14 protein-coding genes and 1 pseudogene are annotated in these 16,081 nt (G+C 49.2%); 10 read left to right on the top strand and 5 right to left on the bottom strand.

The genetic code is table 11. The features are described 5' to 3' along the window. The first annotated feature begins 102 nt into the window (after positions 1-102). From cyoA to JQX58_RS07325, 6 genes are all read left to right on the top strand, one after another. Positions 103-1,089, top strand: a complete 987-nt coding sequence (gene cyoA / locus JQX58_RS07300) for a ubiquinol oxidase subunit II (RefSeq protein WP_204146177.1) — start codon at positions 103-105, stop codon at positions 1,087-1,089. Continuing rightward, positions 1,089-3,065 carry a cytochrome o ubiquinol oxidase subunit I gene (gene cyoB / locus JQX58_RS07305; RefSeq protein ID WP_204146178.1) on the top strand — a complete coding sequence of 659 codons (1,977 nt, stop codon included), beginning with the start codon at positions 1,089-1,091 and terminating at the stop codon, positions 3,063-3,065. The genes cyoA and cyoB overlap by 1 nt, the downstream gene beginning before the upstream one ends. Before the next feature lie 2 nt (positions 3,066-3,067). Continuing rightward, complete coding sequence (gene cyoC, locus JQX58_RS07310; RefSeq protein ID WP_204146179.1) at positions 3,068-3,676, top strand: cytochrome o ubiquinol oxidase subunit III; 609 nt, start codon at positions 3,068-3,070, stop codon at positions 3,674-3,676. Further along, positions 3,677-4,000, top strand: a complete 324-nt coding sequence (gene cyoD, locus JQX58_RS07315; RefSeq protein ID WP_204146180.1) for a cytochrome o ubiquinol oxidase subunit IV — start codon at positions 3,677-3,679, stop codon at positions 3,998-4,000. It abuts the gene before it with no gap. Positions 4,001-4,012: 12 nt separating this feature from the next. Continuing rightward, on the top strand, positions 4,013-4,948 hold the full coding sequence (gene cyoE, locus JQX58_RS07320) for a heme o synthase (protein WP_204146181.1): 936 nt from the start codon (positions 4,013-4,015) through the stop codon (positions 4,946-4,948). 104 nt (positions 4,949-5,052) lie between these two features. After that, positions 5,053-5,505 (top strand): lysozyme inhibitor LprI family protein, encoded by a 453-nt coding sequence (locus JQX58_RS07325; RefSeq protein ID WP_204146182.1) that lies wholly within the window; start codon positions 5,053-5,055, stop codon positions 5,503-5,505. An 89-nt stretch (positions 5,506-5,594) separates the two neighbouring features. On the opposite strand, the pseudogene JQX58_RS07330 reads toward JQX58_RS07325, so the two are convergent. After that, positions 5,595-7,033, bottom strand: a pseudogene (locus JQX58_RS07330) (NCS1 family nucleobase:cation symporter-1). Between the two features lie 277 nt (positions 7,034-7,310). Here JQX58_RS07330 and JQX58_RS07340 point away from each other — a divergent pair. The 4 genes from JQX58_RS07340 (at position 7,311) to JQX58_RS07355 (ending at position 10,690) form a co-directional block, all read left to right on the top strand. Then, entirely contained in the window at positions 7,311-7,973 is a 663-nt protein-coding gene (locus JQX58_RS07340; protein ID WP_204146185.1) for a GntR family transcriptional regulator, read from the top strand. Positions 7,974-7,982: 9 nt separating this feature from the next. Next, positions 7,983-8,714, top strand: a complete 732-nt coding sequence (locus tag JQX58_RS07345) for an aspartate/glutamate racemase family protein (RefSeq protein ID WP_204146186.1) — start codon at positions 7,983-7,985, stop codon at positions 8,712-8,714. A gap of 15 nt (positions 8,715-8,729) precedes the next feature. Then, positions 8,730-9,659: an allantoinase PuuE gene (gene puuE / locus JQX58_RS07350; RefSeq protein WP_204146187.1), complete on the top strand. Its 930-nt coding sequence runs from the start codon at positions 8,730-8,732 to the stop codon at positions 9,657-9,659. 419 nt (positions 9,660-10,078) lie between these two features. Continuing rightward, the gene (locus JQX58_RS07355; protein WP_204146188.1) at positions 10,079-10,690 is read left to right on the top strand and encodes a methyltransferase family protein; all 612 of its coding nucleotides are present in this window, start codon (positions 10,079-10,081) and stop codon (positions 10,688-10,690) included. Between the two features lie 96 nt (positions 10,691-10,786). Here JQX58_RS07355 and JQX58_RS07360 read toward each other — a convergent pair whose 3' ends face one another. From JQX58_RS07360 to JQX58_RS07375, 4 genes are read right to left on the bottom strand one after another with little or no spacing between them, the layout of a single operon-like run. Continuing rightward, on the bottom strand, positions 10,787-11,026 hold the full coding sequence (locus JQX58_RS07360; protein WP_204146189.1) for a formate dehydrogenase subunit delta: 240 nt from the start codon (positions 11,024-11,026) through the stop codon (positions 10,787-10,789). Positions 11,027-11,046: 20 nt separating this feature from the next. Next, entirely contained in the window at positions 11,047-13,920 is a 2,874-nt protein-coding gene (gene fdhF, locus JQX58_RS07365) for a formate dehydrogenase subunit alpha (protein ID WP_204146190.1), read from the bottom strand. Positions 13,921-13,922: 2 nt separating this feature from the next. Beyond that, positions 13,923-15,497: a formate dehydrogenase beta subunit gene (locus tag JQX58_RS07370; protein ID WP_204146191.1), complete on the bottom strand. Its 1,575-nt coding sequence runs from the start codon at positions 15,495-15,497 to the stop codon at positions 13,923-13,925. Continuing rightward, positions 15,497-15,994, bottom strand: a complete 498-nt coding sequence (locus JQX58_RS07375) for a formate dehydrogenase subunit gamma (protein ID WP_204146192.1) — start codon at positions 15,992-15,994, stop codon at positions 15,497-15,499. The genes JQX58_RS07370 and JQX58_RS07375 overlap by 1 nt, the downstream gene beginning before the upstream one ends. Positions 15,995-16,081: the final 87 nt, after the last annotated feature.

Consider the following 16,081-nt stretch of genomic DNA (forward strand, 5'->3'; position numbering starts at 1 on the left):
TGGGCACGCACAAAACTCCTCCGCGGGAAAGTTACCGGCCTGAGCCGGTCTGAAATCCTGTCATCATTTCGATGTCAGCCTACGTCAATCTAGGGTTAGAGGATGAATCTCTTGTTAACTCGTAACTTAAGTAAAGTCGCTTTGGCAGCACTAGTAGCTCTACTAGCTGGTTGTCAGGGTGGTGTGCTTGACCCGAAAGGACAAATCGGTGTGATGGAGAAGGAGCTGATTATTACAGCGACTATCCTGATGCTGCTTGTCGTGATTCCGGTTATCTTCATGACACTTTACTTCGCATGGAAATATCGCGAAGGTCGTGGCGAAGCCTACGAACCAAAATGGTCACACTCCACTAAAATTGAAACCGTGGTATGGGTGATTCCAATTATCATCATTGCGATTCTTGGTGTCATTACCTACAAATCAACGCATGCGTTGAACCCATACAAGCCAATTGAATCTGAAGAAGAGCCAGTTACTGTTGAAGTAGTGTCTCTGAACTGGAAGTGGTTGTTTATTTACCCAGATCTTGGTATCGCAACGGTGAACGAGTTAGCGTTCCCAGCGAACGTTCCTGTGAACTTCAAGATCACCTCTGCGGGTACAATGAACTCATTCTTCATTCCACAGTTGGGTTCTATGATTTACTCAATGGCTGGCATGGAAACTAAGCTGCACTTGATCGCTGATGAGCCAGGCTCGTTCAGAGGCTTGTCTGCAAACTACTCAGGTCATGGCTTCACTGGTATGCAATTCGAAGCAATTGCTACACCAACTCGTGAAGACTTCCAAGAGTGGGTTGAAGGCGTTAAAGCATCTGGCGAAGCACTGACAACAGAGCGCTATGAAGAGCTTGCTCCACCAAGCCAGTACCAGCTTGATAACCCAACTAAATCACATCCAGTAGAGTACTTCGCTACTGTGAAAGATGGTTTGTACTTCGACATCATCTGGGAATACATGGGCGACATGGGTCGTATCGACTTCTACGGTAAGCCTGAATACGGTGCACAGCTTCCTGAGGGTGTAACTCTGCCTCAGCGTGAGCCAGCGAGCACTACCCATGAAGCTGAGGAGGCATCTCACTAATGAATCTTCTAGGTAAATTGTCTTGGGATTCTATCCCACATGACCCTATTGTCCTGACTACCCTAGCATTCGTAGCAGTCGGCGGCGCGGCATTGTTCGTGTTCATGACGCTTGCGAAAAAATGGGGCTGGTTATGGCGCGAGTGGTTGACGTCTGTTGACCACAAACGCTTGGGTATCATGTACATCATCCTAGCATTCGTAATGCTGATCCGTGGTTTCGCGGACGCCATTATGATGCGTACGCAGCTCGCGCTGTCGACTAATGGTGGGGAAGGTTACTTGCCGCCGCACCACTACGACCAAATCTTTACGGCACACGGTGTCATCATGATCATCTTTATGGCGATGCCATTTATGATCGGTCTGATGAACATCATCCTGCCATTGCAGATTGGTGCGCGCGACGTTGCCTTCCCGTTCCTGAACAACCTGTCTTTCTGGTTGGCGGTTGCGGGTGCGTTGCTAGTAAACATCTCTCTAGGTCTTGGTGAATTCGCGATGACTGGTTGGGTAGCTTATCCGCCATTGTCGGGACTTGAATTCAGTCCAGGGGTGGGTGTCGACTACTACATATGGGCACTGCAGATTTCCGGTATCGGTACGACGCTTACTGGTGTGAACTTCTTGGTAACTGTACTTAAGATGCGTGCACCTGGCATGAAGTTGATGGATATGCCGATCTTCACTTGGACCTGTACTTGGGCCAACGTATTGATCGTAGCATCTTTCCCAATTCTGACTGCTGCGCTAGCAATGCTAACGCTTGACCGTTACTTGGATTTCCACTTCTTCACTAACGACCTTGGCGGGAACTCGATGATGTACATCAACTTGTTCTGGGCATGGGGTCACCCTGAAGTATACATCCTAGTACTGCCAGCATTTGGTATCTTCTCTGAGATCGTTTCGACGTTCACAGGTAAGCGCCTATTTGGTTACAAATCGATGGTTTACGCATCTGGTGCGATTTCCATCCTTGGCTTCATCGTATGGTTGCACCACTTCTTTACGATGGGTTCAAGCGCGAACGTTAACGCCTTCTTCGGTATCATGACGATGATCATCGCGATCCCGACAGGTGTGAAGCTGTTCAACTGGTTGTTCACAATGTACAAAGGCCGTGTTCGCCTAGAAGTGCCAATGCTTTGGACTCTTGGTTTCATGGTTCTGTTCTCGATCGGTGGTATGACCGGTGTTCTACTAGCTGTACCAGGCGCGGACTACGTGCTTCACAACAGCTTGTTCTTGATCGCCCACTTCCACAACACGATCATTGCAGGTGCAGTATTCGGTTACCTAGCTGGTTTCACCTTCTGGTTCCCGAAAGCAATGGGCTTCCACCTAGATCCAAAATACGGAAAGATCTCTTTCTGGTGTTGGTCTATCGGCTTCTTGCTAGCGTTCATGCCACTTTACGTTCTAGGTTTCCTAGGTATGACTCGTCGCCTAAACAGCACGGACAACCCAGACTGGAACATTTGGCTATACATCGCTGCAGTAGGTGCCTTTGTGATCGCGATCGGTATCGCTTCTCAGCTTATCCAATTGTTTGTTGGCTTCAAAAACAAAGACAAAAACTTGGACAAGACTGGCGATCCATGGAACGGCCACACTCTAGAATGGTCTCTAGCGTCTCCACCACAGTTCTACAACTTCGCTAAATTGCCGAAAGTTGAAGACTTGGATGCGTTCACTGACATGAAAGAGAAAGGTACTGCGTACCAGCGTCATGAAAGCTATGAGCCTATCCACATGCCAAGCAACACTAATGCAGGTCCAATCATGGGTCTATTGTCTACAGCGCTAGGTTTTGCTCTAGTGTGGCACATTTGGTGGTTGGCAGGTGCAAGCTTCATCGGTTTGATCGTTGCCTTCATTTGTCGTGCGTACGCAAGTAACACTGATTACTACGTACAGCCTGATGAAGTGGCACGTATCGAGAATGAACACCTAGATAACGTGGCTAAGGGGTAATCATGAGTACTTCTGCAACTGCGCATCACGATGCGCACCATGATGAACACCACGATACCGGACGTAATACTACGTTAGGTTTCTGGATTTACTTGATGACGGACTGCATCTTGTTTGCGTCCTTCTTTGCAACGTACGCAGTGTTGTTTATGAACACTGCGGGCGGTGTATCTGGTAAAGATATTTTTGATCTGAACCTAATTGCGGGCGGTACTGCTGCCCTATTGCTAAGCTCGATTACGTTCGGCTTCGCAATGATCAGTGCGTACAAGAAGAGCAAAGGCGGCACCCTATTATGGTTGTTCGTGACGTTCTTGTTTGGTGCGGCCTTCATCGGCATCGAGCTTTATGAGTTCAATCACTTGATCCATGCCGGTCACGGACCAAGCTCTAGTGCCTTCCTAACAGCGTTCTTCTCGCTAGTAGGTTTGCACGGCTTGCACGTAACAGCAGGTCTAATCTGGATTACAGTTCTGTTTATTGATGTTGCTAAGCGTGGTCTACAAGACCGCACAGTAACTCGCTTAGGTTGCCTAAGCTTGTTCTGGCACTTCTTGGACGTGATCTGGATCTGTGTATTCTCTTTCGTCTACCTAATGGGAGCTATGTAAATGAGTCAACATGATCACGACGCACATTCTCACGGTAGCGTAGGTTCATACGTCATTGGTTTCGTTCTATCGGTAATCTTGACAGTGATCCCATTCTGGGCAGTGATGACCAGTGCATTTGATCGTGCTACGTTGTTCGCGGTAATCGTCGTAACAGCTGTGGTACAGATCTTTGTACACTTGAAGTACTTCTTGCACCTAAACTTCACTAAAGAAGGCAAGATCGATACTTTGTCGTTCATCTTTACAGCCATCGTTATCGTAATGGTCGTAGCACTATCTGTATGGATTATCTACGAATCTGTTCTGATGATGATGTACTAGGCGAAGCAGCGTATGTTTAAGCGGATCTCATCGTCGCCAAAACCAGAGCAACATAGTGTGTTCGACCGTTACCTTAAGGTAACTAAGCCGGGCATCATTATGGGCAATTTGATCTCCGTGGCGGGGGGGTATTTCCTCGCCGCTCGCGGTGACATCGATTGGCTACTCATGCTAGTGACAATCATTGGATTGTCACTGGTAGTGGCTTCTGGTTGTGCGATCAATAACTGCATCGACCGCGATATTGACGCCAAGATGCAACGTACTCGCAACCGCGTAACAGTTACCGGTGAAATGTCGCTCAAAGCGGCACTAGCACACGGACTGGTACTTGGCGTGGTCGGGTTTGGTTTACTTGCGTACTTTACGAATGAAGTCGCTGTGTTTTTCGCAGCGTTTGGCTACTTCGTGTACGTGGGTCTGTACAGCCTGTACTTTAAGCGCCATTCGGTTTACGGCACGTTGATTGGTAGTCTGTCGGGCGCAGTGCCACCAGTGGTGGGTTACTGTGCGGTGACGGGGCAGTTCGACGCAGGTGCGGCGATCCTGTTGGTAATGTTTAGTATTTGGCAGATGCCACATTCTTATGCCATTGCCATCTTCCGCTACAAAGACTACGCCGCGGCAGGTATTCCGGTGTTGCCAGTGGCCGAAGGCATTCAAAAAGCAAAACACCACATTGTGTTGTGGATTGCTGTGTTTGCCATCGCCAGCGCGATGCTGCCATTAACAGGCTATGTGGGCGTCGGCTTTATGGCCGTTGCTGCCTGCACCAGCCTTTGGTGGTTAGGTATGGCGATTAAAGGCTACCGTGCCGACATTGATGTGAATCGTTGGGCACGCCAAGTGTTCTTCTTCTCCATCATCACCGTCACGGCGCTGAGTATTACTATGTCGTTGGACTTTCGTGCGGTAGCCCCTGACTACCTAGTCATGCTGTCACACTAAGTCCTATTCGTCAGCCAAATCGAAAACGCCCCGCAGGGAAACCTGCGGGGCGTTTTTTTTGCTACAGTGATGACTCATGTTAATTGAATGCAGGGAGTGACAGGATGATCCACACGTTACGCACACGTCATGGGCTCTATTTATTGGCTGGTTTGTTATCGGTCTCTTGTGCTGCAAACAGTAGCGATACTGAGGTGACGATTGATTGCGAGACGGCTTACACGACGCGGGATATGAATCAGTGTGCGGCGCAAACGTTAGCTGAGTCTGAACAAGTGATGCAGCGTTACCTTGATGCCAGTTTGGAGCGACATCAGCAAGATCCAGAGCTGGTTCAAGCGATCGAGCTAGCTCAACAACGTTGGCAGCAATATCGTAGTGCGCACTGTGATGCAGTGTACACTCAGTGGCGTGAGGGCACGATTCGCGGCGTGATGACACTAAGCTGTAAAACCGAGCTCACAGAGCAGCGTACGCATGCTCTGTGGTCAAACTTTTTGACTTACATGGACAGTACGGCGCCTGTGTTACCTGAGCCCAAAGTGTCTAAACCATAGCTAGGCATAAAAAAGCCCGCCATGGCAAAGAGCATCATGGCGGGCAATAAAAAGGAGCGGGCACTAGGGAAGCCCGCTAGGAACAATCATTAGTTTTGTTTAGCAAGATCCAAACTGTGCAACGCTAGACGTTCTGGTTCCATCATGTAGCGATATAGAATTGCCGCAGTAAAGCCGCCAATGAATAACGCATAGTTAGCAAGAGCGGTGAATACGAAGCTACAGAAGATGGCGACGATACCCGCGATGACCAACGCATAGACACTCTTTTTATTGACCCCTTTGTCGTACCAGTACAAGCCTTTTTCAGACTCCGTGTACAGCGATGGGATGTCGATCTTGCCTTTCTTTATAAAGAAGTAATCCACAATGATGATGCCGTATAGAGGTCCGATCATCGCCGCTAGTACATCCACTGTGTAGTGAATCACTTCAGGGTTGTTAAATAGGTTCCAAGGCATTAGCAATACTGAGCCAAACGCTGCGATAAAGCCGCCGGCTTTAAAGCTGATCTTTTGTGGCGATACGTTGGAGAAATCAAAAGCGGGCGCGACGAAGTTGGCAACGATGTTGATGCCCACAGTAGCGAAGATAAAAGTCATAGCGCCCAAGACAGTGATCAGACCTGAGTCCAAACGACGTACGGTTTCGACTGGATCGGTGATCATGGTGCCAAAAACAGGGATCGACGCTGACACAATCACCACGCTGAACACCGAGAACAAGATGAAGTTAAACGGTAGGCCTAGTAGGTTGCCAAGTTTGAGCTTTTCATAGCTGCCACAGTAGCGCGAGAAGTCACTGAAGTTAAGTGTCGGACCAGCGAAGTAGCCCGCTACCAAAGCGATCGCAATGATCATCTGCATAATAGCGTCCATACCCGATAGGCTAGCGTCGCCCAGTGTGAAACTAATGTTGTCCCAACCTGCTAGATTGACCATATAGATACACAACGCAAACATGGCGACATAGATGGCAGGGCCGGACCAATCGATGACTTTACGAATCATGTCCATGCCAAACATAAACACAATGCCTTGCAAGATCCACATCGCGGTGAAGCCAATCCAGCCAAGGTAGGATAAGCCTAAAAAGCTCTCATCGGCGAGTGTTGCCATACCAGGGAAGAAATACAGCAACAGGATAATAAAGGAGCTTGAGGCGAGGAAGGTTTGAATGCCGTACCACACTACGGCGATCAAGCCACGGATCACCGCAGGGATATTGGCACCAAACACACCAAATGACATACGTGCGATGACGGGGAAGGGGCGCCAGCTTTTTGTCCAGGTTTGCCCATCAAGTTAGCAAACAGCAATACGATGGAAATACCCACGAGCAGGCTGATAAACACTTGAATACCATTTAAGCCCAAGGCAAATAAGCTGGCAGCGAAAACATAGCCACCGACGCTGTGTACATCAGACATCCAGAAGGCAAAAATGGAGTACCAGCCCCACTTTTGTTCGGTGTCTGGCTTGAGGTCGGCATTACTGAGTCGAGGACTCACAGGTAAATCGTGTTTCATGATGGATGGCTCCCTGTTTTGATTGTATACAATCTATCAATACAATTACCGTGCCAAACTCTGAAACATTGGTTTCTTTGTGTTTTTTAAATGAAATTAAAGTTTCTTTATTGGGTGCTGCACCCAAATGTTGCGAGCATTTTCGTTTATGTTCTACTTTTGTGCATTTTTCTTCCAGATTGTTTGCCACGTGTTTCCCGTGATCGAGCATGGTATAGTGAAGAATTGGTGTACACATCCACACAAATAATTGTATACAATATAAGTGATTACACTCATGGCAAATGACGAGAAAATTTACCAGAAGATTTTGAAAGCGATTGTTGAGCATCAGCTACCACCTGGGGCGCGCCTGCCAGAGGACCGTTTGTCTGAGGCTTTTGGCGTCAGCCGCACTGGGATTCGTAAAGTGTTACAGCGCTTAGCGCTGGAGCATTTTGTCGTGATTGCGCGCAACAAGGGCGCACAGGTTAATCATCCTAGTGAGGAAGAAGCCTTAGAAGTGCTAGACAGCCGAATATTGATCGAGCCATTGTTGATTGCTGGCGTACAAGCCAACTGGAGCAGCGAGCAGTCCGAACGCTTTAAAGATCTGGTAGAAGAAGAGCGTGACGCAGAGCAAGCGGGTGATATGGCCGCTTCGATTCAAGCGACTGCGCGTTTTCATTACGAACTCGCGCAATTGGCGGGTAACAGTGTACTAGCCGCGTTTGTAGAGCAGCTATGTTATCGCTCTTCACTCGTCATTGCTGCCTACGGCACGCGCAGTAGCGTGAGCTGTGATTGTGGTGATCACAGTCAGCTTTTAGATCTGCTTGATAAACAGCAGCCGCAACAAGCTCAAGCTTGGATGAAGCATCATTTACAAGAGATCAAGGCCTCATTAGTTCTCACCAGCCAAGAAGAACAGCACATCGACTTCCAGCGCTTATTTTCATAGGAAACCTTCATGCGAATCCAAATTATTAACCCCAACACCAGTGCCGGTATGACCGAAGCCATGGCCGCCAGTGCGCGCCTTATTGCTTTGTCGGATACCGAAATCATCGCTAGTACCCCAGAGCACGGTCCCAAAAGCATTGAGTGCGCGTTTGATGAAACGATCGCGGGTGCGGCCATGTTGGATCAGGTCCAACAAGGCAAGGGAATGAATGTGGATGCGCATATTGTGGCCTGTTTTGGTGACCCAGCATTGGATGCCGCTCGTGAGCTGGCGGATGCGCCTGTGATTGGTATTGCTGAGGCGGCATTTAAATTAGCCAGCATGGTCGGCCATAAGTTTGGTGTGGTGACGACGTTGTCACGAACTGTACCTGCGAGTGAGCACCTATTGCATAAATATGGATACAAACATCTGTGTAGCGGCGTGCGCGCTACCGATATTCCGGTGCTGGCGTTAGAGCATATTGAGCCGAGCGCCTACAACCAGCTACGTGACGAATGTCTAGCGGCGATCGAGCAAGATGGTGCTGAAGCCATTGTATTAGGTTGTGCGGGCATGTCGGCGCTGGTTGAACGTTTGCAGGCAGAGCTTCCGGTCCCGGTCATCGATGGTGTGGCGGCGGCGGTGAAACTGGCCGAAAGTTTGTACCAGTTAGGGCTTAAGACCGCGAAAACTGGTCAATACGGTGCGCCAGTTAATAAACCCTTTATCGGCCGTTACGAGCATTGGAATCGCTAAACAAGGTAGTAGAGTATGAAACATTATTTAGAACGAGATTACGCTGGCTACGGGCGCGACAACTTGCCAAAAGTAGAATGGCCTAATAAAGCCCGCATCGCGCTGCAATTTGTACTGAACTTCGAAGAAGGCGGCGAGAACTGTGTGTTACACGGCGATGAGCACGCCGAAACCTTTTTATCTGAAATCTTTGGTGCGCAGCCGTTCAAAGACCGCCATATGAGCATGGAGTCGTTATACGAATATGGCTCGCGTAACGGTGTCTGGCGCATCTTGAACGAATTTGAAAAACGCGGTTTACCATTGTCGATTTTCGCAGTGGCGACGGCGTTACAGCGTAACCCTGACGTAGCAAAAGCCTTTGTCGATGGCGGTCATGAGTTGGTGTGCCATGGTTTAAAATGGATTCACTATCAAGACATGCCGATTGAAGAAGAGCGCAAACACATGCAACAAGCGCTACAGATCATCCAAGATGAGACCGGTGTGATGCCAATGGGTTGGTACACGGGCCGTGATTCCCCCAACACGCGTAAACTGGTCGCAGAGCAACCGCAGCTGAAATACGATTCAGATAACTATGGTGATGATCTTCCTTATTGGGTAGAAGTGCCGCACCACGATGATGAGAGCAAAACCAAACCGCATCTGATCATCCCTTACACGCTGGACTGTAACGATATGCGCTTCGCCTCACCCTATGGATTTAGCCATGGTGATGAATTCTTCCAGTACTTAAAAGACAACTTCGATTGCCTCTACGCCGAGGGTGAAACTGCACCGAAGATGATGTCGATTGGTATGCACTGTCGCACCCTGGGTAAACCAGCGCGCTTTATGGCACTGAAGAAATTCCTTGATTACGTGCAGTCCCATGACGATGTGTGGATCACGCGCCGGTGTGATATCGCTAATCATTGGATTGAGCATCATCCGCCCGCTTAATGTGATGCCGCTAAAACTAAAAAGGCGAGTCAAATGACTCGCCTTTTTTATGTGCGCAAAAGTAAGTCATCACTCGATATGAATGTACCTATCTAGCTATCGCTAAAGAGTGGGAATATGCCATGCGCTGCTTGTATTGGCCTTGTCGCCCATGAAAGTGATCAGTCACATTTTACAACGGCTCTCTTTCTGTATAATAATTCTCAGCTTAACCAAGTGGACAGCAAAGCTTACGTATACTTGCCCTATTGGCAAAAGGTTGCACATTTGTTCATTTGATTAATCACTATTAGTTAATTCATAATTCCATAAATTAAAATAATAAGCCCCCTTCGGTGCTATCTTTCTTTTATATTAATTAACACAAACTCGGCGCAGAGTGCTTGGCTCGTTGGGTGACTATATAGAGTCTACTGACCATGACTGATACCGTTTTAGAGTTTACTCGAGTGTACTTAGCCTGCTTCTATACCTTTGTCGCACTCTTCTACACCGTTCGCATCATTACGTTTAAGCGCAGTTCAGGCCTTGAACGCGTGTTTCACGGGCAGCGCTATTCTGCCAACTGGTGGCATCACAAAATTTTTGGACTGTTTCGTGTGGCGATTTGGATGGTGTGCGTCTGGCGTGTATTTTTCCCGTCCATCGACAGTTACTTAGGCTTACTGCCAGGCTATGAAAATCCGTGGCTGCTGGCCGCTGGCGATGTGTGTTTGACGGTGGGTTTTGCTTGGGCAATTAAGTCGCACTTTGCGCTAGGGCAGGCTTGGACCTCTGGAGTAGACAATAGCCTTAAGCATCAGCTCGTGACAAACGGTGTGTACAGTAAATCACGCAATCCTATTTACCTCGGTGTGTTATTGGCGCAAGTTGGATTTGTCTTGGCGCTGCCATCCGTGTTCTCTGTGGTGTGTTTGGCATTTGGTGTGACGACTATTTTGCGTCAGACAAAGATCGAAGAGGCGCATCTTGAGCGCCTGCATCCTGAGTCTTATAGCGAATACAAACAGCGCGTGCCGCGCTGGGTCTGATGGTTTTATTGGTTGTGTAAATAAGCCACGAAGCAGCGACAAAAAAAGCCCCTAACTCAGTAAGTTAGGGGCTTTTTTAATGCTTAAAATGGGCGCTTACGCAGAAGCGCTCATTTTGGCAGAAAGGCGTTCTGCAGCCAGCTTTGCCGCTGGCTCGAACTCTTCTGTACCGTTAGCAAGTTGCTCGGCCAAGATCTTCTTCATGCGACGTGACCAGAATTTGGTAATGTGGTTTTCCACAATATCCGCAACTTCTGATTCCGACCCAGCGCTCACATTGTTTTGGGCAATGTGATTGATCATGGTTACGATGCTTTCTTCTTCAGTATGAAACATAGTGCTCTCTCAATACCTACTTATTTAACAGCATCAGCAGAAGACGCTGAGCCACGCAAGAACTCGTATTGACGCTCGTGGTTGTCTTGGAAGTTCTTCTGCCATTCTGATGGCTGAGACACTTTCTCAACTTGTACCGCGGTCACCTTGTACTCAGGACAGTTAGTCGCCCAGTCTGAGTTGTTGGTCGTGATGACGTTGGCGCCACTACCAGGGTGGTGGAATGTTGTGTAAACCACGCCAGGTTGCATACGTTCAGCGACGCGTGCACGAAGTACCGTTTGGCCTGCACGGCTGGTGATACCCAACCAATCGCCAGTCTTGATACCGCGCTCTTCTGCATCGTGAGGGTGCAACTCAAGGATATCTTCATCGTGCCAAGCTTGGTTGTCGGTACGACGAGTTTGTGCGCCTACGTTGTATTGGCTCAAGATACGGCCAGTCGTTAGCAACAGTGGGAAGCGGCTGTTAGCGCGTTCCGTTGTTGGTACGAATTCTGTCACGGCGAACAAGGCTTTACCTTCGTCACCGATTGGGAAGCTTTCAGTGTGCATGATCGGTGAGCCCATTGGGAACTCATCGTTACATGGCCACTGTAGGCTGCCGTGCTCTTCAAGCGCATCGTAGCTAACATTCGCGAAGCTTGGTGTCAGGCTTGCGATCTCATCCATGATTTCAGATGGGTGAGAGTAGTTCATTGGGTAGCCCAATGCGTTAGCAAGATCGACCGTTACTTCCCAGTCTTCTTTACCTGCAACCGGTGCCATCACTTTACGTACGCGGTTAATACGACGCTCCGCGTTAGTGAAGGTACCGTTCTTCTCTAGGAAGGTAGAGCCTGGTAGCAATACGTGAGCGAATTTCGCTGTTTCGTTCAAGAAGATATCTTGTACGATCAAGCAATCAAGCGCCGATAGAGCCGCTTCAACGTGTTGTGTGTTCGGGTCAGACTGGGCAATGTCTTCACCTTGCACGTACATGGCACGGAATTCGCCTGATAGGGCAGCATCGAACATGTTCGGAATACGTAAACCTGGCTCATCGTCCAGTTTCACGCCCCATACTTTTTCGAAGCGTGCGCGGGCAACCGCGTCCGATACGTGCTGGTAACCTGGTAGCTCGTGTGGGAAAGAACCCATGTCACAAGAACCTTGTACGTTGTTCTGACCACGTAGTGGGTTTACACCGACACCTTCACGACCCATGTTGCCAGTCGCTAGGGCAAGGTTGGCAATCCCCATTACCGTTGTTGAACCTTGGCTGTGCTCGGTTACACCTAGACCGTAGTAGATCGATGCGTTTTTCGCTGTGGCGAATTTACGTGCTGCTTCACGTACTTTCTCAGCTTTAACGCCAGTGATCTCTTCTACGTTTTCTGGTGCATGACGCTCTTCGATGATGAACTCACGCCATTTCGCGTAAGCATCGCCTTCACAACGAGACGCGATAAATTCTTTGTCTTCGTAGCCTTCTGTGACAACCACGTGTGCTAATGCGTTAACCATGGCAACGTTGGTGCCTGGACGCAATGGCAAGTGCGTTGCATCACCTAGGTGAGGTGTGCTCAGTAGATCGATTTCACGTGGGTCCGTTACGATCAAGCTAGCGCCTTCACGTAGACGACGACGCATTAGCGAGCCGAATACAGGGTGGGCGTCAGTTGGGTTAGCACCGATTACAAGGATACAGTCAGAGAACATGACTGAGTCGAATGTTTGCGTACCCGCAGACTCACCTAGCGTTTGCTTCAGACCGTAGCCGGTTGGGCTGTGACATACACGTGCACAGGTATCGGTGTTGTTGTTACCGAATGCCGCACGGATCAGCTTCTGAACCAAGTAAGTTTCTTCGTTGGTACAACGAGAAGACGTAATACCACCGATGCTTTCACGGCCGTATTGCGCTTGAATGTCTTTTAGACGTTTTGCCGCGAAACCAATCGCTTCTTCCCAGCTGACTTCTTTCCAAGGCTGGTCGATCGAATCACGGATCATTGGCGCTTTGATGCGGTCTTTGTGCGTAGCGTAACCAAATGCGAAACGACCTTTAACACACGAGTGACCGTGGTTCGCGTCGCCTTCTTTAGCTGGCACCATACGTACTAGCTGATCGCCTTTCATTTCGGCTTTGAATGAACAGCCAACACCACAGTAAGCACATGTTGTTGTTACACTGTGTTCTGGCACACCCATGTCGATGACGGATTTTTCCATCAGAGTCGACGTTGGACACGCTTGGACACAGGCACCACAAGACACACACTCAGAGTCTAGGAATTGCTCGTCTTGGCCAGCGGCCACTTTCGAGTCAAAGCCACGACCATCAATCGTCAATGCAAACGTACCTTGGACTTCACCACAGGCACGTACACAGCGTGAACACACGATACATTTGCTTGGATCGAAGGTGAAGTATGGGTTTGAGTGGTCTTTTTGTGAATCAAGGTGATTCTCGCCATCAAAGCCGTAACGGACTTCACGTAGACCCACAGCGCCTGCCATGTCCTGTAGTTCACAGTCACCGTTGGCTGGACAGGTTAGACAGTCTAGCGGGTGATCGGAAATGTACAGTTCCATGATGTTACGACGTAGCTTAGCTAGCTTATCGTTTTGCGTAGTGACCTTCATGCCAGCATCGACCGGAGTCGTACAAGACGCAGGCGTACCACGACGGCCTTCGATTTGTACCGCACAAATACGGCAAGAACCATAAGCTTCTAGGTTATCGCTGGCACATAGTTTAGGGATGTTGATGTCGTGCAGCGCCGCTGCACGCATCACAGACGTACCTTCTGGAACCGTGACTTCTACGCCATCGATTTCCAGCGTCACCATCTTCTCGCTAAGAGAAGCGGGTGTGCCGTAGTCTTTATTTGGGTCAAAATGTTGCAACATAATTAGACCTCCTTCGCTTGGGTCGCTGCAGCTGCATTCGTAACGAAGTCCTCAGTAAAGTGTTTCATGGCACTTTGCACTGGGAATGGCGTCATACCGCCCATGGCACAAAGGGAACCGTCTAACATCGTCTCACATAGATCGGACAACAGCTCCATGTTGGCTTCGACGTTCTTACCTTCGCGAATACGGTCGATGACTTCGACACCACGTGTAGAACCGATTCGGCATGGGGTACATTTACCACATGACTCGGCCACACAGAACTCCATAGAGAAGCGTGCCTGTTCACTCATATCGACAGTGTCGTCAAACATGACCACACCACCGTGACCAAGTACGGCTTCTTTTTGGCTAAATTCTTCGTAACCTAGTGGGGTATCCCACTGGCCTTCGTGTAGGTATGCGCCCAATGGGCCACCTACCTGTACGGCACGTAGCGGACGACCGCTGCGTGTACCGCCACCGAAATCGAACATTAGTTCGTTCAGTGTAGGACCAAATGCCAATTCTACCAAACCGCCGAACTTAACGTTGCCGGCCACTTGGAATGGCAAGGTACCGCGTGAACGGCCGATACCCATGTCAGCGTAGGCTTTGGCACCCTTATCAAGGATGAAAGGTACCGCTGCCAATGACAATACGTTGTTCACTACCGTTGGCTGACCAAATAGGCCAACAATGGCTGGTAGTGGTGGTTTTGCACGTACTAGACCGCGCTTACCTTCTAAACTTTCTAGTAGTGAGGTTTCTTCACCACAGATGTAAGCGCCAGCGCCCATGCGTACTTCTAGATCGAAGTGTTTGCCGCTACCTTGGATGTCTGCACCCAATAGGTTGTTGTCGTAGGCCGACTGGATCGCACTGTTTAGGTTTTCAATCGACAGCGGGTACTCAGAACGGCAGTAGATGTAACCTTGAGTGGCGCCGACCGCAAGACCTGCGATGGTCATACCTTCGATGAGCATGAACGGGTCACATTCCATCACGAGACGGTCAGCGAAGGTACCAGAGTCACCTTCGTCGGCGTTACAGACGATGTACTTTTGGTTTTTCGGTGATTCTACGTCTAGCACGGTTTGCCATTTGATGCCCGTTGGGAACGCTGCACCACCACGGCCACGTAGACCTGATTCTTTTACGGCATCAACGATTTCTTGTGACGACAGTTTGATCGCGTTCTTAAGACCTTTAAAGCCATCGTTGGCTTGGTAGTCTTCAAGGGATACTGGGTCAGTGATGCCTAGACGTGAGAAAGTGAAACGTTCTTGGCGTTTCAAGTAAGGGATCTCTTCGACCAAACCTACCGCTAGCGGGTGATCAACGTTGCCTTTGTAAAATTCTGCGGCAAACAGAGATTCGATATCGCCTTCTTTGACTGGGCCAAAACCGTAACGACCAGCGTCGGTATCAACTTCAACAAGCGGCTCGATCCAGTACAGACCACGGGTACCGTTACGACGAACTTCCACGTCAACATTGTGCTCTTGTGCGACGATCTCGATCAAGCGTGCAATGCGGTCAGCACCACGTGCTTTGGCTGTAGTATCAGAGGGAACATGAATGCGGTAAGTCATTACATAATCTCCACACGGTCAGTTTTAAGACCTTCAACGATTTCGTCAAAGCGCGCTGCGTCCACGTCAGCATGGATCTGGTCGCCGACACGAATAGACGGGCCGCAAGAACAGTTGCCTAAGCAGTAGACTGGCTCAAGAGTGATGTTGCGATCATCGGTAGTCTGGTGGTAATCCACGCCTAGAGACGCTTTTGCGTGCGCTTCTAGTGCGCGTGAACCTTGTGCTTGGCAAGCCTCTGCACGACACACTTCAACCACATGACGACCTGGTTGATGCGTACGGAAATGGTGATAGAAACTAATCACACCGTGAACTTCTGCGCGCGTAAGTTTGAGCGACTGAGCGATCAAGGAGACGGCTTCATCTGGGATATATGAAAAGCGATCCTGAATAGCATGCAGAATCGGTAGCAAAGCGCCCGGCTTAGATTTGAGCTCATCAATGATGGCTTGCGCAGTTACTGGCTCCCACGCAACTGCTTTCGATGTAGTCATTGTATTTCCTCCTGTCGCCCAGCTACAAAGGGATTTCGTAATCTGGCGGAAGTGTTGCTTATTATTGTAGCGGTTAATGTGCGACGA

Source organism: Marinomonas ostreistagni, assembly GCF_016888445.1.
Classification (GTDB): Bacteria; Pseudomonadota; Gammaproteobacteria; order Pseudomonadales; family Marinomonadaceae; genus Marinomonas; species Marinomonas ostreistagni.